Source organism: Streptomyces sp. NPDC056128 (assembly GCF_042263835.1).
In the GTDB taxonomy this organism is placed as follows: domain Bacteria; phylum Actinomycetota; class Actinomycetes; order Streptomycetales; family Streptomycetaceae; genus Streptomyces.
In genome coordinates this window covers 87,858-109,559 of the sequence record NZ_JBHJVQ010000020.1, presented here as the reverse complement: position 1 = coordinate 109,559, position 21,702 = coordinate 87,858, and the positions used below count along the sequence as shown (strand labels likewise).

Annotated in this window: 17 protein-coding genes, 1 tRNA gene, 1 pseudogene and 1 riboswitch; of the genes and pseudogenes, 16 read left to right on the top strand and 3 right to left on the bottom strand. The window is 71.0% G+C overall.

The window, feature by feature from the left end; genetic code table 11:
* Window positions 1-121: 121 nt before the first annotated feature.
* From ACFC1X_RS28770 to ACFC1X_RS28705, 14 genes are all read left to right on the top strand, one after another.
* The gene (locus ACFC1X_RS28770) at window positions 122-892 is read left to right on the top strand and encodes an HNH endonuclease family protein (protein ID WP_376358747.1); all 771 of its coding nucleotides are present in this window, start codon (window positions 122-124) and stop codon (window positions 890-892) included.
* Window positions 893-1,015: 123 nt separating this feature from the next.
* The gene (locus tag ACFC1X_RS28765; protein WP_376358744.1) at window positions 1,016-1,585 is read left to right on the top strand and encodes a hypothetical protein; all 570 of its coding nucleotides are present in this window, start codon (window positions 1,016-1,018) and stop codon (window positions 1,583-1,585) included.
* Window positions 1,586-1,638: 53 nt separating this feature from the next.
* On the top strand, window positions 1,639-3,129 hold the full coding sequence (gene pkaE / locus ACFC1X_RS28760; protein WP_376358780.1) for a serine/threonine protein kinase PkaE: 1,491 nt from the start codon (window positions 1,639-1,641) through the stop codon (window positions 3,127-3,129).
* 147 nt (window positions 3,130-3,276) lie between these two features.
* Window positions 3,277-3,924, top strand: coding sequence for a SurA N-terminal domain-containing protein (locus ACFC1X_RS28755; protein ID WP_376358741.1), 648 nt, complete (start codon window positions 3,277-3,279; stop codon window positions 3,922-3,924).
* A 66-nt stretch (window positions 3,925-3,990) separates the two neighbouring features.
* Window positions 3,991-4,968, top strand: a complete 978-nt coding sequence (locus ACFC1X_RS28750; RefSeq protein ID WP_376358738.1) for a nucleoside triphosphate pyrophosphohydrolase — start codon at window positions 3,991-3,993, stop codon at window positions 4,966-4,968.
* A complete protein-coding gene (locus tag ACFC1X_RS28745; protein ID WP_376358735.1) occupies window positions 4,965-6,266 on the top strand; it encodes a cytochrome P450 in 1,302 nt (433 codons plus the stop codon). The genes ACFC1X_RS28750 and ACFC1X_RS28745 overlap by 4 nt, the downstream gene beginning before the upstream one ends.
* 148 nt (window positions 6,267-6,414) lie before the next feature.
* Window positions 6,415-7,443, top strand: a complete 1,029-nt coding sequence (locus ACFC1X_RS28740; protein WP_376358732.1) for a transglycosylase family protein — start codon at window positions 6,415-6,417, stop codon at window positions 7,441-7,443.
* Window positions 7,444-7,626: 183 nt separating this feature from the next.
* Window positions 7,627-7,793, top strand: a riboswitch (cyclic di-AMP (ydaO/yuaA leader).
* A 3-nt stretch (window positions 7,794-7,796) separates the two neighbouring features.
* Entirely contained in the window at window positions 7,797-8,498 is a 702-nt protein-coding gene (locus ACFC1X_RS28735; protein ID WP_376358729.1) for a transglycosylase family protein, read from the top strand.
* A 225-nt stretch (window positions 8,499-8,723) separates the two neighbouring features.
* Window positions 8,724-10,004, top strand: a complete 1,281-nt coding sequence (gene eno / locus ACFC1X_RS28730; protein ID WP_376358726.1) for a phosphopyruvate hydratase — start codon at window positions 8,724-8,726, stop codon at window positions 10,002-10,004.
* Window positions 10,005-10,103: 99 nt separating this feature from the next.
* On the top strand, window positions 10,104-10,586 hold the full coding sequence (locus ACFC1X_RS28725; protein ID WP_125491366.1) for a septum formation initiator family protein: 483 nt from the start codon (window positions 10,104-10,106) through the stop codon (window positions 10,584-10,586).
* A 49-nt stretch (window positions 10,587-10,635) separates the two neighbouring features.
* Window positions 10,636-11,187: a DUF501 domain-containing protein gene (locus ACFC1X_RS28720; protein WP_376358723.1), complete on the top strand. Its 552-nt coding sequence runs from the start codon at window positions 10,636-10,638 to the stop codon at window positions 11,185-11,187.
* Window positions 11,184-12,125 (top strand): exopolyphosphatase, encoded by a 942-nt coding sequence (locus ACFC1X_RS28715; protein ID WP_376358721.1) that lies wholly within the window; start codon window positions 11,184-11,186, stop codon window positions 12,123-12,125. The genes ACFC1X_RS28720 and ACFC1X_RS28715 overlap by 4 nt, the downstream gene beginning before the upstream one ends.
* 418 nt (window positions 12,126-12,543) lie before the next feature.
* Window positions 12,544-13,962, top strand: a complete 1,419-nt coding sequence (locus ACFC1X_RS28710; RefSeq protein ID WP_376358718.1) for an NAD(P)/FAD-dependent oxidoreductase — start codon at window positions 12,544-12,546, stop codon at window positions 13,960-13,962.
* A gap of 222 nt (window positions 13,963-14,184) precedes the next feature.
* On the top strand, window positions 14,185-15,486 hold the full coding sequence (locus ACFC1X_RS28705; RefSeq protein ID WP_376358715.1) for a class I SAM-dependent methyltransferase: 1,302 nt from the start codon (window positions 14,185-14,187) through the stop codon (window positions 15,484-15,486).
* 65 nt (window positions 15,487-15,551) lie between these two features.
* On the opposite strand, the gene ACFC1X_RS28700 is transcribed toward ACFC1X_RS28705, so the two are convergent.
* Both ACFC1X_RS28700 and ACFC1X_RS28695 read right to left on the bottom strand, forming a co-directional pair.
* The gene (locus ACFC1X_RS28700) at window positions 15,552-18,080 is read right to left on the bottom strand and encodes an ABC transporter permease (protein ID WP_376358712.1); all 2,529 of its coding nucleotides are present in this window, start codon (window positions 18,078-18,080) and stop codon (window positions 15,552-15,554) included.
* Between the two features lie 56 nt (window positions 18,081-18,136).
* Window positions 18,137-18,907 (bottom strand): ABC transporter ATP-binding protein, encoded by a 771-nt coding sequence (locus tag ACFC1X_RS28695; protein ID WP_376358709.1) that lies wholly within the window; start codon window positions 18,905-18,907, stop codon window positions 18,137-18,139.
* Window positions 18,908-19,288: 381 nt separating this feature from the next.
* Between ACFC1X_RS28695 and ACFC1X_RS28690 the strand changes: the two genes are divergently transcribed.
* Window positions 19,289-19,372: transfer RNA gene (locus tag ACFC1X_RS28690), tRNA-Leu, on the top strand.
* 227 nt (window positions 19,373-19,599) lie between these two features.
* Here ACFC1X_RS28690 and ACFC1X_RS28685 read toward each other — a convergent pair.
* A pseudogene (locus ACFC1X_RS28685) lies at window positions 19,600-20,439 on the bottom strand (DUF4394 domain-containing protein); the annotation flags it as partial.
* Window positions 20,440-20,785: 346 nt separating this feature from the next.
* Here ACFC1X_RS28685 and ACFC1X_RS28680 point away from each other — a divergent pair.
* Complete coding sequence (locus ACFC1X_RS28680) at window positions 20,786-21,655, top strand: DUF4394 domain-containing protein (RefSeq protein WP_376358707.1); 870 nt, start codon at window positions 20,786-20,788, stop codon at window positions 21,653-21,655.
* Window positions 21,656-21,702: the final 47 nt, after the last annotated feature.

Genomic DNA, 21,702 nt, shown 5'->3' with positions numbered 1-21,702 from the left:
CGAGACGTGACTCACTGTCGAAGGTACGACAGATATGTCCGACATGCCCAATAAAGCCCTCTATGGTCTGGACCTCTCCGTCGCTACGGTGATACCGGCGATCGAGTCGGGGGAGGCGCGCATGACGCGGCACAGCAGGATCCGTACCGGATGGACCGCGGGCGCGGCCCTCGCACTGGCCCTGGTCAGCGGATGCGAAGGCCTGGAGGGCGGCGCGGCCTCCCCCACGGACAGCGGCGCCGCCGCCCCGGCCGCCGGACCGGCCGTCAGCCCCCTGCGCAACCCGGACGGCACCGGCCCCGGCCTCGCCCCGGTCACCGGCGACAGCCCCGAGGCGACGGCACGCAAGCTCATCGAGGACCTGGAGACCAAGGGACGCGGCCCGAAGACGGGCTACGACCGCGACGAGTTCGGCTACGCCTGGATGGACTCCGCCGACGGCGTCCCGCTCGCCCGCAACGGCTGCGACACGCGCAACGACCTCCTCCAGCGCGACGGCCAGGAGCTCCGCTTCCGCTCCGGCTCCGACTGCGTGGTCGTCGCGATGACCCTCGACGACCCCTACACCGGTACGACCATCGAGTGGCGCAAACAGGACGCGAGCGAGGTCCAGATCGACCACGTCGTGCCGCTGTCCTACAGCTGGCAGATGGGCTCCTCGCGATGGACCGAGAGCAAGCGCGAGCAACTGGCCAACGACCCGCTCAACCTGATCCCCGTCCAGGGCCGCGCCAACTCCGCCAAGCGCGACTCCGGACCCGCCTCCTGGCTCCCGCCGGCCAAGCCGGTCCGGTGCGCGTACGCGGTCCGCTTCGCCCAGGTCGCCGCCAAGTACGAACTGGCGGTGACCGCGCCCGACCGGGAGGCGATGCTCCGCCAGTGCGGCGGCTGACACCGCCCTCGGCCGGCCGGAGTGATCAGGTCGACAACGGTTCGGTACAACCCGGGGCCGCCTGTCGGTGTCGGCCTATACGCTCGACGCGACATCCGCCCGTTCCAGGTACCAGGAGCAGCCATGCACGGCCACGGCTACACGCAGCCGGTGAAGCAGCCACCCTCACCCGGGTATCTGGTCTCCATGCGCGTGCTGTTCGTGTCCCTGTCGGTCCTCACCTGCGGCTTCCTGACCTGGGTGATGCTGCTGCGGCTGGCGGTCGTCACCCGCAGGTCCGTGGACTGGGGCCTGTTCGTGGCGGTCCTGGCCGTCGACATCCTCAGCATCGTGCTGATCGGGACCGAGCCCGGCGACGAGATCCACACCCCCGGCGGCTACACCGGACTCGCGCTGCTGCTCACCACACTCGTGGCCGTGATCGCCTACTACATCGCGGCCGACGTCCGCCACTTCCAGCAGCAGCGGTACGGCGGCTACGCCCCGACCCCGACCCCCGGCTACGGCTACCCGCAGCAGCCCTCCTCGCCGTTCACGGCCACCACCGTGCCGCAGAGCGCCCCGCCGCCCCCGCGGCAGGCGCCGCCCCCGCCAGCCCGCATCGACCAGGTCCGCGCCGAACTCGACGAACTCAGCGACTACCTGCGCCGCCACGACGGCAACGGCGGCGCCGGCCACCAGGGCGGAACGTGAGCGGGCGGAAGGCGACCGGGACGACCGGACGCGTCGTCGCCGACCGCTACGAACTGTCCAAGCTCATCGGACAGGGCGGCATGGGCCAGGTCTGGACGGCGTACGACAGCCGGCTCGACCGGCGCGTGGCCGTCAAGCTGCTGCGCCCCGACAAGGTCGCAGGGCAGGAGGCCGACGAGCTGCGCCGCCGGTTCGTCCGCGAGTGCCGGGTCACCGCACAGGTCGACCACCCCGGCCTGGTCACGGTGCACGACGCGGGCAGCGAGGGCGAGGAGCTGTTCCTCGTCATGCAGTACGTCGACGGCGCCGACCTCGCCGACCACCTCGCCGAACACGACCCCTACCCGTGGCAGTGGGCCGTCGCGGTCGCCGCGCAGCTGTGCGCCGTACTGAGCGCCGTGCACGCCGTGCCGATCGTCCACCGCGACCTCAAACCGCGCAACGTGATGGTGAAGCAGGACGGCACCGTCACCGTCCTCGACCTCGGCGTCGCCTCCGTCATGGACGCCGACACCACCCGCCTCACCCACACCGGCACCCCCATCGGCTCGCCCGCCTACATGTCGCCCGAGCAGGCCATGGGCGGCGCCGTCGGCCCGTACACCGACCTGTACGCGCTCGGCGTCGTCCTGCACGAACTGCTCAGCGGCGACGTGCCGTTCGCCGGTTCCACCGCGCTCGGCGTGCTCCACCGCCACCTGTACGAACCGCCGCTGCCCGTGCGCCGCGTCCGCCCCGAGGTCCCCGAGGCGCTCGAAGCCCTCGTCCTGCGGCTGCTCGCCAAGGACCCGCAGCACCGCCCCGACTCCGCCCAGGAGGTCTACGAACACCTGGCGCTGCTGCTCCCCGCGCGTGGCATGCCCACCGGCCGCGCCCTGGACCCCACCCGCCCCTTCGTCCGCCCGCACGCCCCCTGGCCCGACCGCGCCCGCACCCCCGCCCCGCAACCGGCTCCCGTGCCGCCCACCGCCGAGGCCGCCAAGCCGGACGTCGCCCGCGCCGTCGACGAGGTCAAACGCCTCCTCGGCGAGGGCCGCATCACCCAGGCCGTCGACATCCTCGGCGCCATCCTGCCCACCGCCGCCGAACAGCACGGCGAACGCTCCCCGGTCGTCCGCACCCTGCGCAAGCAGTACGCGGCCACCCTCATGGACGACGGCCAGTACCGGCGCGCCCTGCCCGAACTGCGCCGCCTCGCCGACGAACGCGCCGCCGAGGCCGGCCAGGCCGACCCGCAGTCCCTGCGCCACCGCTACGACGCCGCCCAGTGCCTGGAACAGCTCGGCGAACCGGCCGCCGCCCTGGCCGAGTACCGCGCGCTGCTCCCGTACTACGAGAACCAGTACGTCGCCGGCGACCCCGACCTCGCCCACGACGTCCGCCGCCGCGTCGGCCACCTGCTGCTCGCCCTCGGCGACCGCCCCGCCGCCCACGACACACTGGCCCGGCTGCTGCACGACGTGGAGCGCGTCCACGGCCCGGGCCACCCGCTCGCCTCCGACGTCCGGCGGACGCTCCACTGGCTGGGCCGGATGCGCGGCTGACGACCGCCGTTCCGCGCGGGGGCGAGGCGGTGCCCGAAGTCCTGGTGAATCGTTGGTCCAATGGGTTGGCCAGAGCCGGGCCACTGCCTAACATCGATCATCGCAAGACTTTGTGCACCGTCGCACAATCTCCAACGGGAGGTTCCCTTGCACCGCCGCCGTCGCCCCGCGCTCCTCCTCACCGCCGCGATCGCCGCCGCGGCACCTCTGCTCGCCGCCTGCGGCAACGACGCGCATCCGGGCGCGGCGGCCGTCGTCGGCGACCAGCGCATCACCGTCTCCCAGCTGGAGAACCGCGTCGACGAGGTACGCGCGGCGCAGCGGGCCGCCGTCCCGGACGACACCCAGTACCAGCAGGTCGTCGCCCAGACCGGCACCCTCACCCGCGACACCCTGCACGGCATGGTCCTGGACCAGGTGCTGCACCGCGCCGCCCGGGACGCCGGTGTGACCGTCACCCGCAGGGAAGTGCAGGCGATGCGCGCGGGCCTGGAGGAGCAGGCCGGCGGCCCGAAGCAGCTGGAGACGGCCTGGCTCCAGCAGTACGGCGTCGCCCCCGAGCGCCTCGACGACAACCTCCGCCTCCAGCTGGAGGCCCAGAAGCTGGCCGAGAGCCTCGGCACCGACACCAGCCGCCCCGAGTTCTGGCAGGCCCTGTCCAAGGCCTCCGCCAAGCTCGACGTCGACCTCAACCCGCGCTACGGCGCCTGGGACGTCCAGAAGAGCAGCCGCGTCAACGCCGAGACGCCGTGGGTGCGGGAGATCACCGCAGCGGGGAGCCAGGAGACGGCGTAACGGTCCTGCGCAGGCCCCCTGTGGACAACTCGGGGGGCCGTCCGGGGCATGCGTTACGTTCGGGGAGTGAACGCAACCACCGCCGATGCGGCCCCCGCCGACCCGGGCCGCATCGTCCTCCTCACCACCAGCCACCGCGTCGCCCCCGGCCTGCTCTCCTGGCCCGCCTGGCAGGCCCTGCGCACCGCCGACCGCGTGCTGTGCGCCGACGGAGCCCACCCCCAGCTGCCCTACCTGCGCGAGGCGGGGATACGGGTCGACGAGGCGGCCCCGACCGCCGAGGAACTGGTCGACGCCTGCGCCGGCGGCCGCACCGCGGTGATCGTGGCGACCGGCGAGGGCGACCCCGCGCTCACCGACGGACTGGCCCGCCTCGCCGGCTCCGGCCAGGTCCACATGCCCGAGCTGGAGCTGCTCCCCGCCTCCTACGACCTCCCCGGCGCCCGCCTCCTCGACCTGGTCCAGGTCATGGACCGCATCCGCGTGGAGTGCCCGTGGTCGTCGCAGCGCACCCACGAGGGCCTCGCCAAGTACGCCATCGAGGAGGCCTACGAACTCGTCGAGGCGATCGAGGACGGCGACCGCGACGAACTGCGCGAGGAACTGGGCGACGTCCTCCTCCAGGTCGTCTTCCACGCCCGCATCGCCGAGGAGGACCCGGACGCGCCGTTCTCCGTCGACGACGTGGCCGGCACCATCGTCACCAAGCTGATCCACCGGCACCCCCACGTCTTCGGCGACGAGACGGCCGCCACCCCGGAGGACGTCCGGGAGCACTGGCTGCGCACCAAGGCCGCAGAGAAGCAGCGCACCTCGGTCACCGAGGGCGTCCCCCTCGGCCAGCCCGGCCTCGCCCTCGCCGCCAAGCTCGCCTCCCGCGTCCGCCAGGCCGGCCTCCAGGTCCCCCTCCCCTCCGGCGAGGGCATCGGCTACGACCTCCTCGCCCTGGCCGCCCGCGCCGAGTCCGAGGGCACGGACCCGGAGGCCGCGCTGAGAGCGGCGGCCCGTGCGTACCGGGACGCGATCCGGGAGGTCGAGGGGTGACCCCGCACCCGCCGCCCGCCGGACCCGCCCCCGAGCTGTTCACCTGGGAGTTCGCGAGCGACCCCTACCCCGCCTACGCCTGGCTGCGCGCACACGCCCCCGTGCACCGCACGCGGCTGCCCAGCGGGGTGGAGGCCTGGCTGGTCACCCGGTACGCCGACGCCAAGCAGGCCCTCGCCGACCCCCGGCTGTCCAAGAACCCGGCCCACCACGACGAGCCCGCGCACGCCAAGGGCAAGACCGGCATTCCGGGGGAGCGGAAGGCCGAGCTGATGACCCATCTGCTGAACATCGACCCGCCGGACCACACCCGGCTGCGCCGACTGGTCAGCAAGGCGTTCACGCCTCGCCGGGTCGCCGAGTTCGCCCCCCGGGTGCAGGAGCTGGCCGACGACCTCATCGACCGGTTCGCGGCCGACGGCTCCGCCGACCTGATCCACGACTTCGCCTTCCCGCTGCCCATCTACGCCATCTGCGACCTGCTCGGGGTACCCCGCGAGGACCAGGACGACTTCCGGGACTGGGCGGGCATGATGATCCGTCACGGAGGAGGCCCGCGCGGCGGTGTGGCGCGGTCGGTCAAGAAGATGCGGGGCTACCTCGCCGACCTCATCCACCGCAAGCGCGCCGCGCTGCCGCCCGAGCCGGGCCCCGGTGAGGACCTCATCTCGGGTCTCATCCGCGCCTCCGACCACGGCGAGCACCTCACGGAGAACGAGGCCGCGGCGATGGCCTTCATCCTGCTGTTCGCGGGCTTCGAGACCACGGTCAACCTCATCGGCAACGGCACCTACGCCCTGCTCACCCACCCCGAGCAGCGGGCCCGGCTGCAGTCCTCCCTCGCCGCCGGGGAGCGCGGCCTGCTGGAGACCGGCGTGGAGGAACTGCTCCGCTACGACGGCCCGGTGGAGCTGGCCACCTGGCGCTTCGCGACCGAGCCGCTCACCTTCGGCGGTCAGGAGATCGCGGCGGGCGATCCCGTCCTCGTCGTCCTGGCCGCCGCCGACCGGGACCCGGAGCGCTTCGCCGACCCGGACACCCTGGACCTGTCCCGCCGCGACAGCCAGCACCTCGGGTACGGCCACGGCATCCACTACTGCCTCGGCGCCCCGCTCGCCCGCCTCGAGGGGCAGACCGCGCTCGCCACGCTCCTCACCCGCCTCCCCGACCTGCGCCTCGCCGCAGACCCGGCCGAACTGCGCTGGCGCGGCGGGCTCATCATGCGCGGTCTGCGTACTTTGCCCGTCTCGTTCACGCCGACTGCGTCAGGACACGGCAACGGTGCGTCGTCAAGGTAAACATGACACGCCCTCAACTCTGTGATCTTCACGTGATCTGCGCGGCATGAACTTGTGACAAGCGATCATCTGCCTATACGTTCACGAATCAGTGTGGCGACGAGCATCACCCGCCGCACGGTCCCCGTCGTCTGTGAAAGGTCGTCGCATGCTCTCCGGGAACGGTCGTCACCGCCGCCCCCGCCAGGCTCCCGCACTGGTCGTCGCCGCCGGAGTGACCGGCTCCGCCATCGCGATCCCGCTGCTCGGCGCCACCGGTGCCCACGCGGCCGGGGCGAACTGGGACCAGGTCGCCGAGTGCGAGACCGGCGGCGCCTGGAGCCAGAACGTCGGCAACGGCTACTACGGCGGCCTCCAGCTCCCCCAGGAGGCGTGGGAGCGGTACGGCGGTCTGGAGTACGCGGCCAGCGCCGACCAGGCCAGTCGCTCCCAGCAGATAAGAATCGCCGAGAAGCTGTACGCGGACCAGGGCATCGCGGCCTGGCCGACCTGCGGGCTGCTCGCGGGGCTGGGCAACCCCCCTGGGGCCACCGGCGCCACGGGCGCGACCGGTGACGGCTCGTCGGAGGAGTCGCGGTCCCCGGAGAAGTCGGAGACCCCGGATTCGGCCGAATCCTCCGCCGGTTCCAAGACACCCGAGTCGACCGCTTCCCCGAAGACGTCGGATTCGCCCGAGTCATCCGCTTCGCCGTCTCCGTCGGATTCGACCGAGGGGTCGGAGTCGTCCCCCGAGGCGTCCGGTTCGTCCTCCTCGCCGTCCTCCTCGCCCCCGTCGGAATCTTCTGACGCCTCGTCCGATGGCAAGGATCAATCCACCAAGCCGGACACATCGCCCGAAAGCGACTCCGGTGCCACCGCCGAACCGGACGCCACCGAGGGCTCGTCCGGCTCTGGCCGGCACCGCGGCGACAGCGCGGACGAGGGCGGGCCCGTGAAGGGTCTGACGGACAGCACCGCGGGGCGGCACGCCTCGCGTGACGGCGGGCCGCGAGAGGCCGACGACGGCTCCTACATCGTCCGCTCCGACGACAGTCTCTGGGCCATCGCCGACTCCCTTGGCGTCGACGGCGGATGGCGTGCGCTCTACTCCGACAACGAGCGGGTCGTCGGCCACGACCCGGACCGCATCCTGCCCGGTCAGACGCTCACGGTCACGGGCGAATCGGGCGAAAAGTAGGGGGAGTTCGCGTCACGGTTAGAGACTCTATGTCCGTTTTGGATCTCGTGAGAGATAGGTCTCAGAAGCCGTGATCGTCTTTGAAAATCCGCGGAGCGCGTGTCTACGGTCATGACCGCTCGCCACCGCGGGCCCCGACAGCCGCAACGCCGAATCCTGCCAGCGGCCGTACGGGAACAGTCGTCGCGTAAAGCGCCGAAGGCAGGAGCGGGGGACCCAAGGTAAGTGCCGCACCGGGCAGTTCTGCCGGAGCGGCTAGGGGTGGAGCCGAGTTCCGCGAGGAACCCGGCCGGGCAACTCAACCGGCCCGAACCCGACAGCTCACCTCGCAGGCGTCGGTGAGGGGATCAACCATGCTGTTTTCCGGCAAGGGCAAGCACCGTCGTCCGTCCAAGGCCACTCGCGTCATCGCCGTCGCCGGCGTGACCGGTGCCGCCGTCGCCGCCCCGCTGATGGCGGCCGGCAACGCCTCCGCCGCCACCGCGTCCGAGTGGGACGCCGTCGCCCAGTGCGAGTCCGGTGGCAACTGGTCCATCAACACCGGCAACGGCTACTACGGCGGCCTCCAGTTCTCCGCCTCCACCTGGGCCGGCTACGGCGGTACGCAGTACGCCGCCACCGCCGACCAGGCCAGCAAGGCGCAGCAGATCGAGATCGCCGAGAAGGTGCTCGCGGGCCAGGGCAAGGGTGCCTGGCCGGTCTGCGGCACCGGCCTGTCGAACGCCGCGAACACCGGCTCCGGCTCCGGCGAGAGCCAGGACGGCGGCTCCACCGCCGACCGCTCCACCGAGCAGAAGGCGTCCCGCTCCGACGAGCGCCCGGCCGCCGAGCCGAAGGCCGAGAAGAAGGCCGAGAAGAAGACCGTCACCACCCCCACCGGCCAGAAGGTCGAGAAGGGTGACGGCGAGTACAAGGTCGTCAAGGGCGACACCCTCAGCTCCATCGCCGAGGAGCACGAGGTCAAGGGCGGCTGGGAGAAGCTGTTCAAGCTGAACGACGACATCGTCGACGAGGCCGACCTGATCTTCCCGGGTCAGCAGCTGCACCTGAAGTAAGCGGCGCCTGCCGCGACTCCCGCCCCGGTGCGTGTTCCCCGTACGCGCCGGGGCGGGATTCTGTCTTTGTTCCCTTCGGAAACAATTTACTCTCGGTTCTGTCCAGCGGGTGGGCGATCGGCTGGCCGATCGCCCGGAGCCGGTTAGGCTCGGTCCCGCAGAGCCGACGCGGTCCTGCGGACCCGCGCGTCACACCGAAGCGTCACATTGAAGAAGGAGATGCTCGTGCCGTCCATCGACGTCGTCGTAGCCCGGGAAATCCTGGACTCCCGAGGCAACCCCACGGTCGAGGTCGAGGTCGGCCTCGACGACGGCAGCACGGGTCGTGCCGCCGTTCCGTCCGGCGCCTCCACCGGTGCCTTCGAGGCCATCGAACTCCGTGACGGCGACCCGGGCCGTTACCTCGGCAAGGGCGTCGAGAAGGCCGTCCTCGCCGTCATCGAGCAGATCGGCCCGGAGCTGGTCGGGTACGACGCCACCGAGCAGCGCCTGATCGACCAGGCCATGTTCGACCTGGACGCCACCGACAACAAGGGCTCGCTCGGCGCCAACGCCATCCTCGGCGTCTCCCTCGCCGTCGCCCACGCCGCCTCCGAGGCCAGCGACCTGCCGCTCTTCCGCTACCTGGGCGGCCCCAACGCGCACCTGCTGCCGGTGCCGATGATGAACATCCTGAACGGCGGCTCGCACGCCGACTCCAACGTGGACATCCAGGAGTTCATGATCGCCCCGATCGGCGCGGAGTCCTTCTCCGAGGCGCTGCGCTGGGGCGCGGAGATCTACCACACCCTGAAGAAGGTCCTGAAGAGCAAGGGCCTGGCCACCGGCCTCGGCGACGAGGGCGGCTTCGCCCCGAACCTCGGCTCCAACCGCGAGGCCCTCGACCTCATCCTGGAGGCGATCAAGGAGGCCGGCTACACCCCCGGCGAGCAGATCGCCCTCGCGCTCGACGTCGCCGCGTCCGAGTTCTACAAGGACGGCTCCTACACCTTCGAGGGCAAGGAGCGCACCGCCGCCGAGATGACCGAGTACTACGCCGAGCTGGTCGAGGCGTACCCGCTGGTCTCCATCGAGGACCCGCTGTTCGAGGACGACTGGGCGGGCTGGAAGACCATCACCGACAAGCTCGGTGACAAGGTCCAGCTCGTCGGCGACGACCTGTTCGTCACCAACCCGGAGCGCCTGGCCCGCGGCATCGAGGACGGCGCCGCCAACGCGCTGCTCGTCAAGGTCAACCAGATCGGTTCGCTGACCGAGACCCTGGACGCCGTCGAGCTGGCCCAGCGCAACGGCTTCAAGTGCATGATGTCCCACCGCTCCGGCGAGACCGAGGACGTCACCATCGCCGACCTGGCCGTCGCCACCAACTGCGGCCAGATCAAGACCGGCGCCCCGGCCCGCTCCGAGCGCGTCGCCAAGTACAACCAGCTGCTGCGCATCGAGGAGATCCTCGACGACGCCGCGGTGTACGCCGGCCGCAGCGCCTTCCCGCGCTTCAAGGGCTGAGCACCGCCCTCGTAGGCAGCGTCGTACGTACGTCCCCGTACTCGGTCCCGTACCGTGTGCGGGGACGTACGCACGTGTGGACGGGAAGCGGGGACAGACATGGCGGTGAAGGACCGGGACCGTTTCTCCACCGCGACCAGGATCCGGATCATCGGGGAACAGACCGCGGCCCGGGTCTACCGCTCGCAGACCAAGCGCCAGGCCCGTCGCTCCCGGCTGACCGGCCGGGCCGCGCTGCTCGCGATGGTGCTCTGCTCGCTCGTCGTGGCGCTCGCCTATCCGATACGGCAGTACGTCGCCCAGCGCGCCGAGATCGCCGATCTGCGGCGGGAGCAGCAGGAGACCCGCGACCGGGTCGAGGAGCTGCGCGACCTCAAGGCGCGCTGGCAGGACGACGCCTACGCCGAGCAGCAGGTCCGGCTGCGGCTGCACTACGTGATGCCGGGGGAGACGGGGTTCGTCGTCGTCGACCCGGACGCCGCCAGGAAGGCCCGCGCCGAGTCCGGCGGGGCCGACCGCCCCTGGTACCGGAACGTCTGGGACGGTGTCGACAAGGCCGACGCCGCCGCCCGCCGGCCGTGAACCGACCGCGCCGGCACTGACTCAACAGGAAGACCAGCAGAAGACAGTCATGCAGACTCCCCCGCCGACCACGCCGCGCACCGAGCCCACCGACGCGGACGTGCTGGCCTTCAAGCAGCAGCTCGGCCGTCCTCCGCGCGGCCTGCGCGCCATCGCGCACCGCTGCCCCTGCGGACAGCCGGACGTCGTGGAGACGGCACCGCGGCTGCCCGACGGCACCCCCTTCCCGACGCTGTACTACCTGACGTGCCCGAAGGCGGCCTCCGCCATCGGCACGCTGGAGGCGAACGGCGTGATGAAGGAGATGACCGAGCGCCTCGCCACCGACCCGGAGCTGGCCGCCGCCTACCGCGCGGCGCACGTGGACTACATCCGGCGCCGCGACGAGATCGAGGAGCTGACCGGATTCCCGAGCGCGGGCGGCATGCCGGACCGGGTCAAGTGCCTGCACGTGCTGGTCGCCCACTCGCTGGCGGCCGGGCCCGGCGTCAATCCGTTGGGCGACGAGGCGATCGCGCTGCTGCCCGAGTGGTGGCGCAAGGGGCCGTGCGTGACGCCCACCGGCCCCACCGGCCCCACGGACCAGGAGGACGCCCAGTGACCCGGGTCGCCGCCGTCGACTGCGGTACGAACTCCATCCGGCTGCTCGTCGCGGACGCCGACCTTGCCACCGGTGAGCTGACCGACCTGGACCGCCGCATGACCATCGTGCGGCTCGGCCAGGGCGTCGACCGCACCGGGCGGCTGGCGCCGGAGGCGCTGGAGCGGACCTTCGCCGCCTGCCGCGAGTACGCCGAGGTGATCAAGGAGCACGGCGCCGAGCGGCTGCGCTTCGTGGCGACCTCCGCCTCCCGGGACGCGGAGAACCGCGACGACTTCGTGCGCGGGGTGCTGGACATCCTCGGTGTGGAGCCGGAGGTCATCTCGGGCGACCAGGAGGCGGAGTTCTCCTTCACCGGGGCGACCAGGGAGCTGGCGGGGCGCGACCACCTGGACCGGCCCTACCTGGTCGTCGACATCGGCGGCGGCTCCACCGAGTTCGTGGTGGGCGACGACCACGTGCGCGCCGCCCGTTCGGTGGACGTCGGCTGCGTGCGGATGACCGAGCGGCACCTGGTGCGCGAGGGCGCGGTGACCGACCCGCCCACCGAGGCGCAGGTCGCGGCGATGCGGGCCGACATCGAGGCGGCCCTCGACCTCGCCGAGGAGACGGTGCCGCTGCGCGAGGCGCGCACGCTGGTCGGGCTGGCCGGGTCGGTGACGACGGTGTCCGCCATCGCGCAGGAGCTGCCCGCGTACGACTCGGCCGCCATCCACCACTCCCGGGTCTCCCGGGACCGGGTCCGGGAGATCACCGACTGGCTGCTGCGCTCCACGCACGCCGAGCGGGCGGCCGTCCCCTCCATGCACCCGGGCCGCGTCGACGTGATCGGGGCGGGCGCGCTGGTACTGCTCTCGATCATGGAACGGACGGGCGCGGAAGAGGTCGTCGTGAGCGAGCACGACATCCTCGACGGCATCGCGTGGTCGGTCGCGTAGCCCTCCGCGGCGCCGGTCTGAGCAGGACGGACGACGATTGAGCGGCTGCCGGGGGGCCTCACGGGCCTCCCGGTGACGTCCCGTCCGGAAAGTTCGTGAAGTTCTTCACAAGGAATTGGGCCCTGTCGGACGACGAAAGTGCGGTCGTTGACCCTTTTGGGGCTTCAACTGCCCTTTGAACGTGTTCAGGACGGTGCTCGGAGGGTGCCTCGAAGGGGGGTCGCGAGCGGGTGGTCCACCCTCCCCGGCGGGACGGAGGAGCAGCTCACGCGGCATTGACAACGGGGTGTGAGGGGGGCCGGTTCCTCTCCTCACCATGATCTCCGTCACGTGAGTGGCGGATGGTAACACAGACCTAACATGAGCTTGTGAAGGGGCGCACGAACGACCCCCCTGGGGCGGGTGGATACTCGATGGCATGAGCACCACGGAGCGTCCCAGGATCCTCGTAGTAGGCGGTGGGTACGTAGGCCTGTACGCAGCTCGACGCATCCAGAAGAAGATGCGTTACGGCGAGGCGACCGTCACCGTCGTCGACCCGCGGTCGTACATGACCTACCAGCCCTTCCTCCCCGAAGCCGCCGCCGGCAGCATCTCCCCCCGACACGTCGTCGTTCCCCTCAGGCGCGTGCTCCCCAAGGCGGAGGTCCTCACCGGCCGGGTCACCACCATCGACCAGGACCGCAAGGTCGCCACGATCGCCCCGCTGGTGGGCGAGGCGTACGAGCTGCCCTTCGACTACCTGGTCATCGCGATGGGCGCGGTCTCCCGCACCTTCCCGATCCCCGGCCTCGCCGAGCAGGGCATCGGCATGAAGGGCATCGAGGAGTCCATCGGCCTGCGCAACCACGTCCTGGAGCAGCTCGACAAGGCCGACTCCACCACCGACGAGGAGATCCGCCGCAAGGCGCTCACCTTCGTCTTCATCGGCGGCGGATTCGCCGGCGCGGAGACCATCGGTGAGGTCGAGGACATGGCCCGCGACGCGGCCAAGTACTACACCAACGTCTCCCGCGAGGACATGCGCTTCGTCCTCGTCGACGCCGCCGACAAGATCCTCCCCGAGGTCGGCCCCAAGCTCGGCCAGTACGGCAAGGAGCACCTCGAGGGCCGCGGCGTCGAGGTCTACCTGTCCACCTCCATGGACTCCTGCGTCGACGGCCACGTGGTGCTGAAGAACGGGCTGGAGGTCGACTCCAACACCATCGTGTGGACGGCCGGCGTCAAGCCCAACCCGGCGCTGACCCGCTTCGGCCTGCCGCTGGGTCCCCGCGGTCACGTCGACTGCGAGCCGACCCTCCAGGTCAAGGGCACCGACTACATCTGGGCCGCGGGCGACAACGCCCAGGTGCCGGACCTCGTCGGCCGCAAGGCGGGCAACGAGAACGCCTGGTGCCCGCCGAACGCCCAGCACGCGCTGCGCCAGGCCAAGGTCCTCGGCGACAACGTGATCTCCGGCATGCGGGGCTTCCCGCAGAAGGACTACAGCCACGCCAACAAGGGCGCGGTGGCGGGCCTCGGCCTGCACAAGGGCGTGGCGATGATCGTCATGGGCAAGATGAAGATCAAGCTCAAGGGACGTCTCGCCTGGTACATGCACCGTGGCTACCACGGCATGGCGATGCCGACGTTCAACCGGAAGATCCGCGTCTTCGCGGACTGGACCCTCGGCATGTTCCTCAAGCGCGAGGTCGTCTCCCTCGGTGCGATGGAGACCCCGCGCGAGGAGTTCTACGAGGCCGCCAAGCCGGCCCCGGTCGCGCCGCCGAAGGCCGCCGGCCAGGGCGAGAAGGCCGCGTCGTCGGAGAAGACCGAGGAGAAGGCCAAGGCCTCCTGACCCCGGCTCCCGAGCGTCGGTAGTACCCGCGGTACCCCCGAAGGGGCCGCCCGCCATCCGTGGTGCGGGCGGCCCCTTCGCGTTGCTCCGGCGGAGCGACGATTCCGATGGCGTGTACAAGTATTTTGCCGAGTCGTAACGCGTGCCGGGGACTGTACGGCGGGCTCCCAGGTGTTTACGTGGAGTTGGACATTCCGGGATCGCACGTCACGGAGGTACGCCATGGCTGACGCCGCGCTGCGGCTGCAGAACCTCTTCGAACAGTTGCTGGGAGCACCGTTGAGGGTGCGCATCCGCGCCTGGGACGGTTCCGAGGCGGGCCCGCCGGGTGCGCCGACCCTCGTCGTCCGCAACCGCAGGGCCCTGCGCCGCCTGCTGTTCAAGCCGGGCGAACTCGGCCTGGCCCGCGCCTGGGTGGCTGGCGACGTCGACGTCGACGGCGACCTCTACACCGTCCTCGCGTCGATTGCCGGACTCGTCTGGGAGCGCGGCGAGGACGCCCGCGGCCTGGCCGAGGCGCTGCGCGACCCCGAGGTCCGGGCCGCCGTGCGCGGACTGGTGCGGCTCGCCGGCCCGCCGCTGCCGCCCGCACCGCCGCCGGAGGAGATCCGCCGGGCCCGCGGCCACCTGCACACCAAGCGCAGCGACAGACGCGCCATCAGCCACCACTACGACGTGGGCAACGACTTCTACGAACTCGTCCTCGGCCCGTCCATGGTGTACTCCTGCGCCTACTGGCCGGCCCTCCCGGCCGAGGGCGGAACCCTGGAGGACGCCCAGCGCGACAAGCTCGAACTCGTCAGCCGCAAGCTCGGCCTGAGCCCCGGTCAGCGCCTCCTCGACGTCGGCTGCGGCTGGGGCTCCATGGCGATCCACGCGGCCCGCGAGCACGGGGTGAGCGTCGTCGGGGTGACGCTCTCCCAGGAGCAGGCGGTCTACGCCCGCAAGCGCGTCGCCGACGAGGGCCTCACCGACCGGGTGGAGATCCGCGTCCAGGACTACCGGGACGTGTCCGACGGGCCGTACGACGCCATCTCGTCCATCGGCATGGCCGAACATGTCGGCGCCGAGCGCTATCTGGAGTACGCCACCGACCTGCACCGGCTCCTCAAGCCCGGCGGACGGCTGCTGAACCACCAGATCGCCCGCCGCCCCCAGCGGGACGAGTCCGCCTACCACGTCGACGAGTTCATCGACGCCTACGTCTTCCCGGACGGCGAACTCGCCCCCGTCGGCACCACCGTCACGCAACTGGAGCGGGCCGGGTTCGAGGTGCGCGACGTGGAGGCGATCCGCGAGCACTACGCGCTCACCCTGCGCCGCTGGGTCGCCAACCTGGAGGCCGAGTGGACGGCGGCCCTGAAGCTGGTCAGCCCCGGCCGCGCCCGCGTCTGGCGGCTGTACATGGCCGCCTCCGCGCTCGCCTTCGAGCGCAACCGCATCGGCGTCAACCAGGTCCTCGCCGTGAAGCCGCCCGCCTCGGGCGCGTCCGGCCTGCCGCTGCGCGCCCGCACCTGGAACTGACCCGCCGGGCACGCGTGAGGGCCCCGCTCCCACCCGGGAACGGGGCCCTCACGCGTGTGTCGCGGCTACTCCGCCTTGATGGCCTGGAGCGTGTTCAGCCGGGCCGCCCGCCGGGCCGGCCACAGCGCCGCGAGGACACCCACCGCCGCGGCCAGCAGCAGGAAGACGCCCATCCGGCCCCAGGGCAGGACCAGTTCGTACGTCGGCATGGAGGTGCCCATCAGCTCACCGGCCGCCCAGCCGAAGAACACGCCGAGCCCGATGCCGAGCACCCCGCCGAAGAGGGAGATCACCAGGGACTCCAGGCGGACCATCCGCTTGATGCCCCGGCGGTCGAGGCCGATCGCCCGCAGCATGCCGATCTCCTGGGAGCGTTCGAAGACCGACATGGCCAGGGTGTTGATGACACCGAGGACCGCCACGATCACCGCCATGGCCAGCAGGCCGTAGAGCATGTTCAGCATCAGCGTGAACATCTTCGCGATCTCGTTGGAGATGTCCTTCTTGTCCTGGATCTTGATCGCCGGGTTGGTGTCCAGCGCCTGCTCCAGGCTGTCCTTCGAGGCCGCCGAGGTCCCGTCGGACATCTTCACCATGACCTGCATGTCGACCGGGTCGGACTGGTGCGGGGAGACATTGGCCAGGTCGACCATGATGCCGCGGATCATGTCGTTGCCCTCGTACACCCCGGCGACCGTGAGCTTCTGCTTCGCGCCGTCCTCGTAGGCGGCGGTGAAGGTGGAGCCGGCCTTCCAGCCGTGGTCCTTCGCGGTGTCGGCGTCGACGGCGACCTTGTCGCCGCCCACCTCGAAGGTGCCCTGCTCGACCTTGAGGTCGGTCAGCTCGCCGATCGTGGACCCGGTGACGCCGGTGAGGTACTCGGTCTCGCCGCCGATTCGGGACTCCGCGTTGCGCAGCGGGCTGATGGCGCTGACCCCGTCCGCGGCGGCCAGTGTCTTGGCGACGTCCGGGGAGAGGCTGTTGCCGTTGGCCATGGAGACCACGTAGTCGGCCTTGATCGACGCCGACGCCATCTTGTCGATCGACTTCTGCAGGCTGCCCGCCATCACCGTCATGCCGGTGATCAGGGTCAGGCCGATCATCAGCGCGGAGGCGGTCGCGGCGGTGCGGCGCGGGTTGCGCACCGAGTTCTGCCGGGCCAGCTTGCCGGAGATGCCGAACACCCGCAGCACCGGTGCTGCGGCGGCGATCAGCGGACGCGACAGCAGCGGCGTCAGGATGAACACGCCGATGATCAGCAGCACCGCGCCCATGGCCATCGGGGCCTGCCCGTCCGAGCCGCTCATCGACGTCGCCCAGAGGACGACCGCGACGCCGGCGGCGGAGACCAGCGCGCCCAGCGTGTTGCGCAGCACCAGCGACTTGGTCGTGGCCTTGGCGTGCACACTGCTCATGGCCGCGACCGGCGGGATCTTCGCCGCCCGGCGGCCCGGCAGCCACGCCGCCAGCATGGTGACCAGGACGCCGACCACCAGGGCCGCGACGATCGTGCCGGGCGAGATCACCAGCGGCCCCTCGGGCACGACCGCGCCCAGCGAGCCCATCATGGCGCGCAGTCCGGCGCCGATGCCGATGCCCGCGAGCAGACCGGTCACCGCGGCGACGACGCCCACCACGAACGCCTCGATCAGCACCGACCGCGTGACCTGCCGGCGGGAGGCGCCGACCGCGCGCATCAGGGCCAGCTCCTTGGTGCGCTGGGCGACCAGCATGGTGAAGGTGTTGGCGATGATGAACGTGCCGACGAACAGCGCGATGGCGGCGAACACCAGCAGCCCCTGCTTCATGCCGCTCATCGACGAGGCGATCGTCTCCGCCTGGTCGTCGGCCAGCTCCTTGCCGGTGGTGGTCTCGACGAGGTCCTTCGGCAGCGCCTGGTCCAGCTGCGCCTTCAGCGCGGCCTGGGTGACACCGGCCTTCGCCCGGACGTCGATCTCGTCGAAGGTGCCGGCCTTGCCGAAGAGCTTCTGCGCGGTCGCCGTGTCGAACAGGGTGAGGCTGCCGCCTGCCGCGACGTTGCCGTCGTCGGTGGTGAAGACGCCGACGACCTTCGGGTTGAGCACCGGGCCGTCGACGGACATCCGCACGGTGTCACCGACGCCGTAGCCGGTGCGCTTCGCGGTCTCGGAGTCGATGAGGATCTCGCCCGCGCCCTTCGGGGCGTGCCCCGCGGTCAGCGGGTAGCGGGGGTCCTTCTCGCCCCAGTAGTTGCCGCCCTTGGTGCTCCAGCCGTCGCCGATCAGGTCGCCGTCCTTGTCGGCGACGGCGGTGAAGCCGGAGACCACGCCCACGGCGGAGGCCGCGCCGGGTACCTTCGCGCTCTCGTCCAGGTGGGCCCGGGTCAGCTCGGGGACCTCGCCGACCTTGTCGCCCTCGGAGTCCTGGTACTCGGCGGTCACGGCGACGTCGACGTGGTCGAAGCCCTTGGCGGAGCTGTTCTGCAGGGCGTCGGAGATGGTGTTGGTGAAGACCAGGGTGCCCGACACGAACGCCACGCCGAGCATCACGGCGAGCACGGTCATCAACAACCTGGCCTTGTGCGCGAAGACATTGCGCAAGGCGGTACGGAACATGGGTCTTCTCTGTCCAGACGTACGTACGAGTCGGTACGGGGGTGGGCGGGCGGACGTCAGCTGGTGCGGCCCTTGGCGTCGAACCGCTTCATGCGGTCCAGCACCGCGTCGGCCGTCGGCCCGTACAGCTCGTCGACGATGCGTCCGTCGGCGAGGAAGACCACCCGGTCCGCGTAGGCCGCGGCGACCGGGTCGTGGGTCACCATCACGACGGTCTGGCCCAGCTCCCGCACCGAGTTGCGCAGGAAGCCCAGCACCTCGGCGCCGGAACGGGAGTCGAGGTTTCCGGTCGGCTCGTCACCGAAGATGATCTCCGGCCGGGAGGCCAGCGCCCGGGCCACGGCGACCCGCTGCTGCTGGCCGCCGGAGAGCTGGGAGGGGCGGTGCCCGAGCCGGCCGGAGAGGCCGACCATCTGGATCACGGAGTCCACCCACTGCTTGTCCGGCTTGCGGCCCGCGATGTCCATCGGGAGGGTGATGTTCTCCAGCGCGGTCAGCGTCGGCAGCAGGTTGAACGCCTGGAAGATGAAGCCGATCTTGTCCCGGCGCAACTTGGTCAGCTGCTTGTCCTTCAGCGAGCCCAGTTCGGTCTCACCGATGCGCACCGAGCCGGAGGAGAAGGTGTCGAGGCCGGCCACGCAGTGCATCAGCGTGGACTTGCCGGAGCCGGAGGGGCCCATGATGGCGGTCAGCTCGGCCTGCCGGAAGTCGATGGAGACCCGGTCCAGAGCGACCACCTGGGTCTCACCCTGGCCGTAGATCTTGGACAGCTCCGTGGCGCGTGCGGCCACGACGGTGGACCGGTCGGCGATGGGTGCGGTGGTCACGGGAAGGGCGCTCCTGTCGGTACGGCGTGTGCTCGGGGACGTCTCCCATCGTTCCGGCCGTACGGCGCCGTGTAGTCAGCCGCTGTTCTGGTTTCGGGGGGCGACTCCGGTCGGACGGGCCGCGGCGGTGTCATACCTGCGGATGACGGCCGACCCCGACGGCGGAACGGGGCGGGCGCCCTCACCGGACGGTGAAATCCCGTCATTCCACGTGCGCCGCGGGTCACCGCCCGCGAGGCTGTTGGCGAGTACTGATGGCCTGAACCAGGAACTGATGGACCCTCAGGCGCCAATAAAATAAGACAACATCGCACCTCCCGCCCACGGTTCGGGAGGTGCGTCCCGATAGGCTCAAGGCACTCGACGCGGAGCCCATGGCCTGCCCGGATGGTGGAATGCAGACACGGCGAGCTTAAACCTCGCTGCCCCTTCGAGGGCGTGCCGGTTCAAGTCCGGCTCCGGGCACTTCCTCGGCCAATGACCTTGATCAGGTGACATGGCCGATCCAGGTCGTCCTTCGGTCAGGAGGCGGATGTGCGTGATGTCCTGCGGGTGCGCCAGATGCCTGCGCCGGCGAGGGCCGCGAGGAAGAGGGCGGATCCGGCGGCTACGCCGGCGGTGCTGATGTTCGGGCCGCCGTTGCTTGCCGTGGTGCCGACACCGGCCTCCATGGCGCCTTGCGGGTGGCGGGCCTGTGCCAGGTTCAGGGCGAGGTCGGTGACCTGGAGCTTGGCGGGGAACGCCCCCTTGCTGGTCGCCGCTCCGGTGAGGACGTCGACGCGGTAGAGGCCGGCGGCGCCGTCGACGTGGAGGGTGGCGTAGCCGTGGTTGGCGCCGGTGTTCGGGTCGTAGTGGATGTCGAAGCCGGCGGACGATCCTGCCTTGACGCCGAGGCCGCCGGTGGGGGCGAGGCTGCCGGCGTTGGCGGGGGACTGCAGGGAGACGCGGTCGTTGGTGGTGTCGACGTCGAACAGCGTGGTGGCCGTTCCGGTGGCGAGGTCGTTGTTCGTGTACGCCGCTCCCGTGACGCCCTTCGCGGTCGGCCTCTCGGTGGAGGGCGGTGTGGCCGGGTTGGTCAGCGTGCCGTCGACGGTCGTGGTCGTCGGGGCGGCCTTGTCGTCGATGTTGTGGCGCAGATTCTGGCCGGTGTCGCTGATCACCCTCAGCCGGTCCGCGGCCGGGTTGAAGTCCACGCCGAAGTACTCGCCCTCCAGCTCCACGGTGAGCCGCGACACCTTCTTCGCCTGCGCGCTGTGGGTGTCGAGCGTGTAGATGCCGCCCTGGTCACCGACGCCGTACAGCTTGCCGTTCTGGACGCGGAAGTCGATCCCCACGAGCTTGGTGTCCTTCTCCAGCCCGTCGACGCGGCCCAGGGAGCGCGCGGCCGCCGGTGCGCCCGTGTGGAAGGTGACCAGCCGCTGGTCGTGGGTGAGGCCGATCGCTGACAGCCCGCCCTCTTTGTGCTCGTCACCTGCCGCGGCGCCGGTGCGCGCGGGAGTCTCGGTGGGGGCCGCCGCGGCCGCGGGCGCCATGGGCCACAGGGTCGCGACCGCCAGGACGGGGGCGAGGGTAGATATCCGCACGAGCTTCTCCTTGGGCGCTGTGGATGTGGAGGCCGGATTGATACCGGTCTGTGCCGACACAAACACGCGTGGCAAGGAACTGCTGCTCACAGCGGGCCAAACGAGCGAGCTGTCGCCGGACCGCACCCGTCGGGCGGATGTCGCGGCACTAGGGCAGGGCGGGCTGGGGTTCTTGCTCCATTTGCTGCGACACGGTTGCGCACGGGACCCGTCACCCCATTCGTGCATCTTTGTCTGGTTTTCTGCTTGTTACTGAGGCCGCCTGCCGGGCGGCCCTGGACCTGTTCGGAGACGCATGATGCGCAAGACAGTCGTCGCTGTCGCCATGGCCGCCACCGCGGCGTCCGCCATCCCGGCCGCCACCGCCGCCCAGACCCAGGGCGGCTGGACCAGTGCCGGCAAGGGCCTGTCCAGCGTGGGCCTGACCACGGACCAGCGCCTGGTCGGCTTCGACGTCCGCACCCCCGGCGACACGTGGGACCTGGGGCGGGTCAGCGGCCTGTCCGGTGACCGCAAGCTGGTCGGGATCGACTTCCGCGTGCAGAACGGCAAGCTCTACGGCGTGGGCAACGCCGGCGGCATCTACACCATCAACAGCAGCGCCAAGGCGACGAAGGTCTCCCGGCTCACCGAGGAGCTGGACGGCAAGAACTTCGGAGTGGACTTCAACCCGGCCGCGGACCGCCTGCGGGTGATCAGCGACACCGGACAGAACCTGCGCCACAACATCGACGACCGCGCCGCACCGCGCACCACCACCGTGGACGGCACGCTGACCAACCCGGCCACGCCGCCCGCCACCGAGAGGCCGACCGCGCTGGGCGTGACCGGAGCCGCCTACACGAACAACGACCTCAACGCGGCGACCGCGACCACCCTGTTCGACATCGACACCGTCAACGACCGCGTCTCCCTGCAGTCCCCGGCCAACGCCGGCACCCTCGCCCCCACCGGCAACCTCGGCGTCAAGGCAGGACCGTCCGCCGGCTTCGACATCTACTACAACCGCGAAACCGGGGACAACAAGGGCTTCGCCGCCCTGAAGACGTCGGGCAAGTACCGCTTCTACAGCGTCAACATCCTCAACGGCCGAGCCGACAACCTCGGCGCCTTCCCCGCCAAGCGGCAGGTCTTCGACATCGCCCTGCCCCTCGACCAGAACTGAACCTGCCCCGCGCGGCCGGGGCCCCCGACGGCCGGGTCCCGGCTCTC

Bases quoted from the DNA above. Each gene is read 5' to 3' on its own strand.
- ACFC1X_RS28770 (WP_376358747.1), top strand. From the start codon at position 122: ATGACGCGGCACAGCAGGATCCGTACCGGATGGACCGCGGGCGCGGCC.
- ACFC1X_RS28765 (WP_376358744.1), top strand. From the start codon at position 1,016: ATGCACGGCCACGGCTACACGCAGCCGGTGAAGCAGCCACCCTCACCC.
- ACFC1X_RS28740 (WP_376358732.1), top strand. From the start codon at position 6,415: ATGCTCTCCGGGAACGGTCGTCACCGCCGCCCCCGCCAGGCTCCCGCA.
- ACFC1X_RS28735 (WP_376358729.1), top strand. From the start codon at position 7,797: ATGCTGTTTTCCGGCAAGGGCAAGCACCGTCGTCCGTCCAAGGCCACT.
- ACFC1X_RS28725 (WP_125491366.1), top strand. From the start codon at position 10,104: ATGGCGGTGAAGGACCGGGACCGTTTCTCCACCGCGACCAGGATCCGG.
- ACFC1X_RS28720 (WP_376358723.1), top strand. From the start codon at position 10,636: ATGCAGACTCCCCCGCCGACCACGCCGCGCACCGAGCCCACCGACGCG.
- ACFC1X_RS28710 (WP_376358718.1), top strand. From the start codon at position 12,544: ATGAGCACCACGGAGCGTCCCAGGATCCTCGTAGTAGGCGGTGGGTAC.
- ACFC1X_RS28705 (WP_376358715.1), top strand. From the start codon at position 14,185: ATGGCTGACGCCGCGCTGCGGCTGCAGAACCTCTTCGAACAGTTGCTG.
- ACFC1X_RS28700 (WP_376358712.1), bottom strand. From the start codon at position 18,080: ATGTTCCGTACCGCCTTGCGCAATGTCTTCGCGCACAAGGCCAGGTTG.
- ACFC1X_RS28680 (WP_376358707.1), top strand. From the start codon at position 20,786: ATGATGCGCAAGACAGTCGTCGCTGTCGCCATGGCCGCCACCGCGGCG.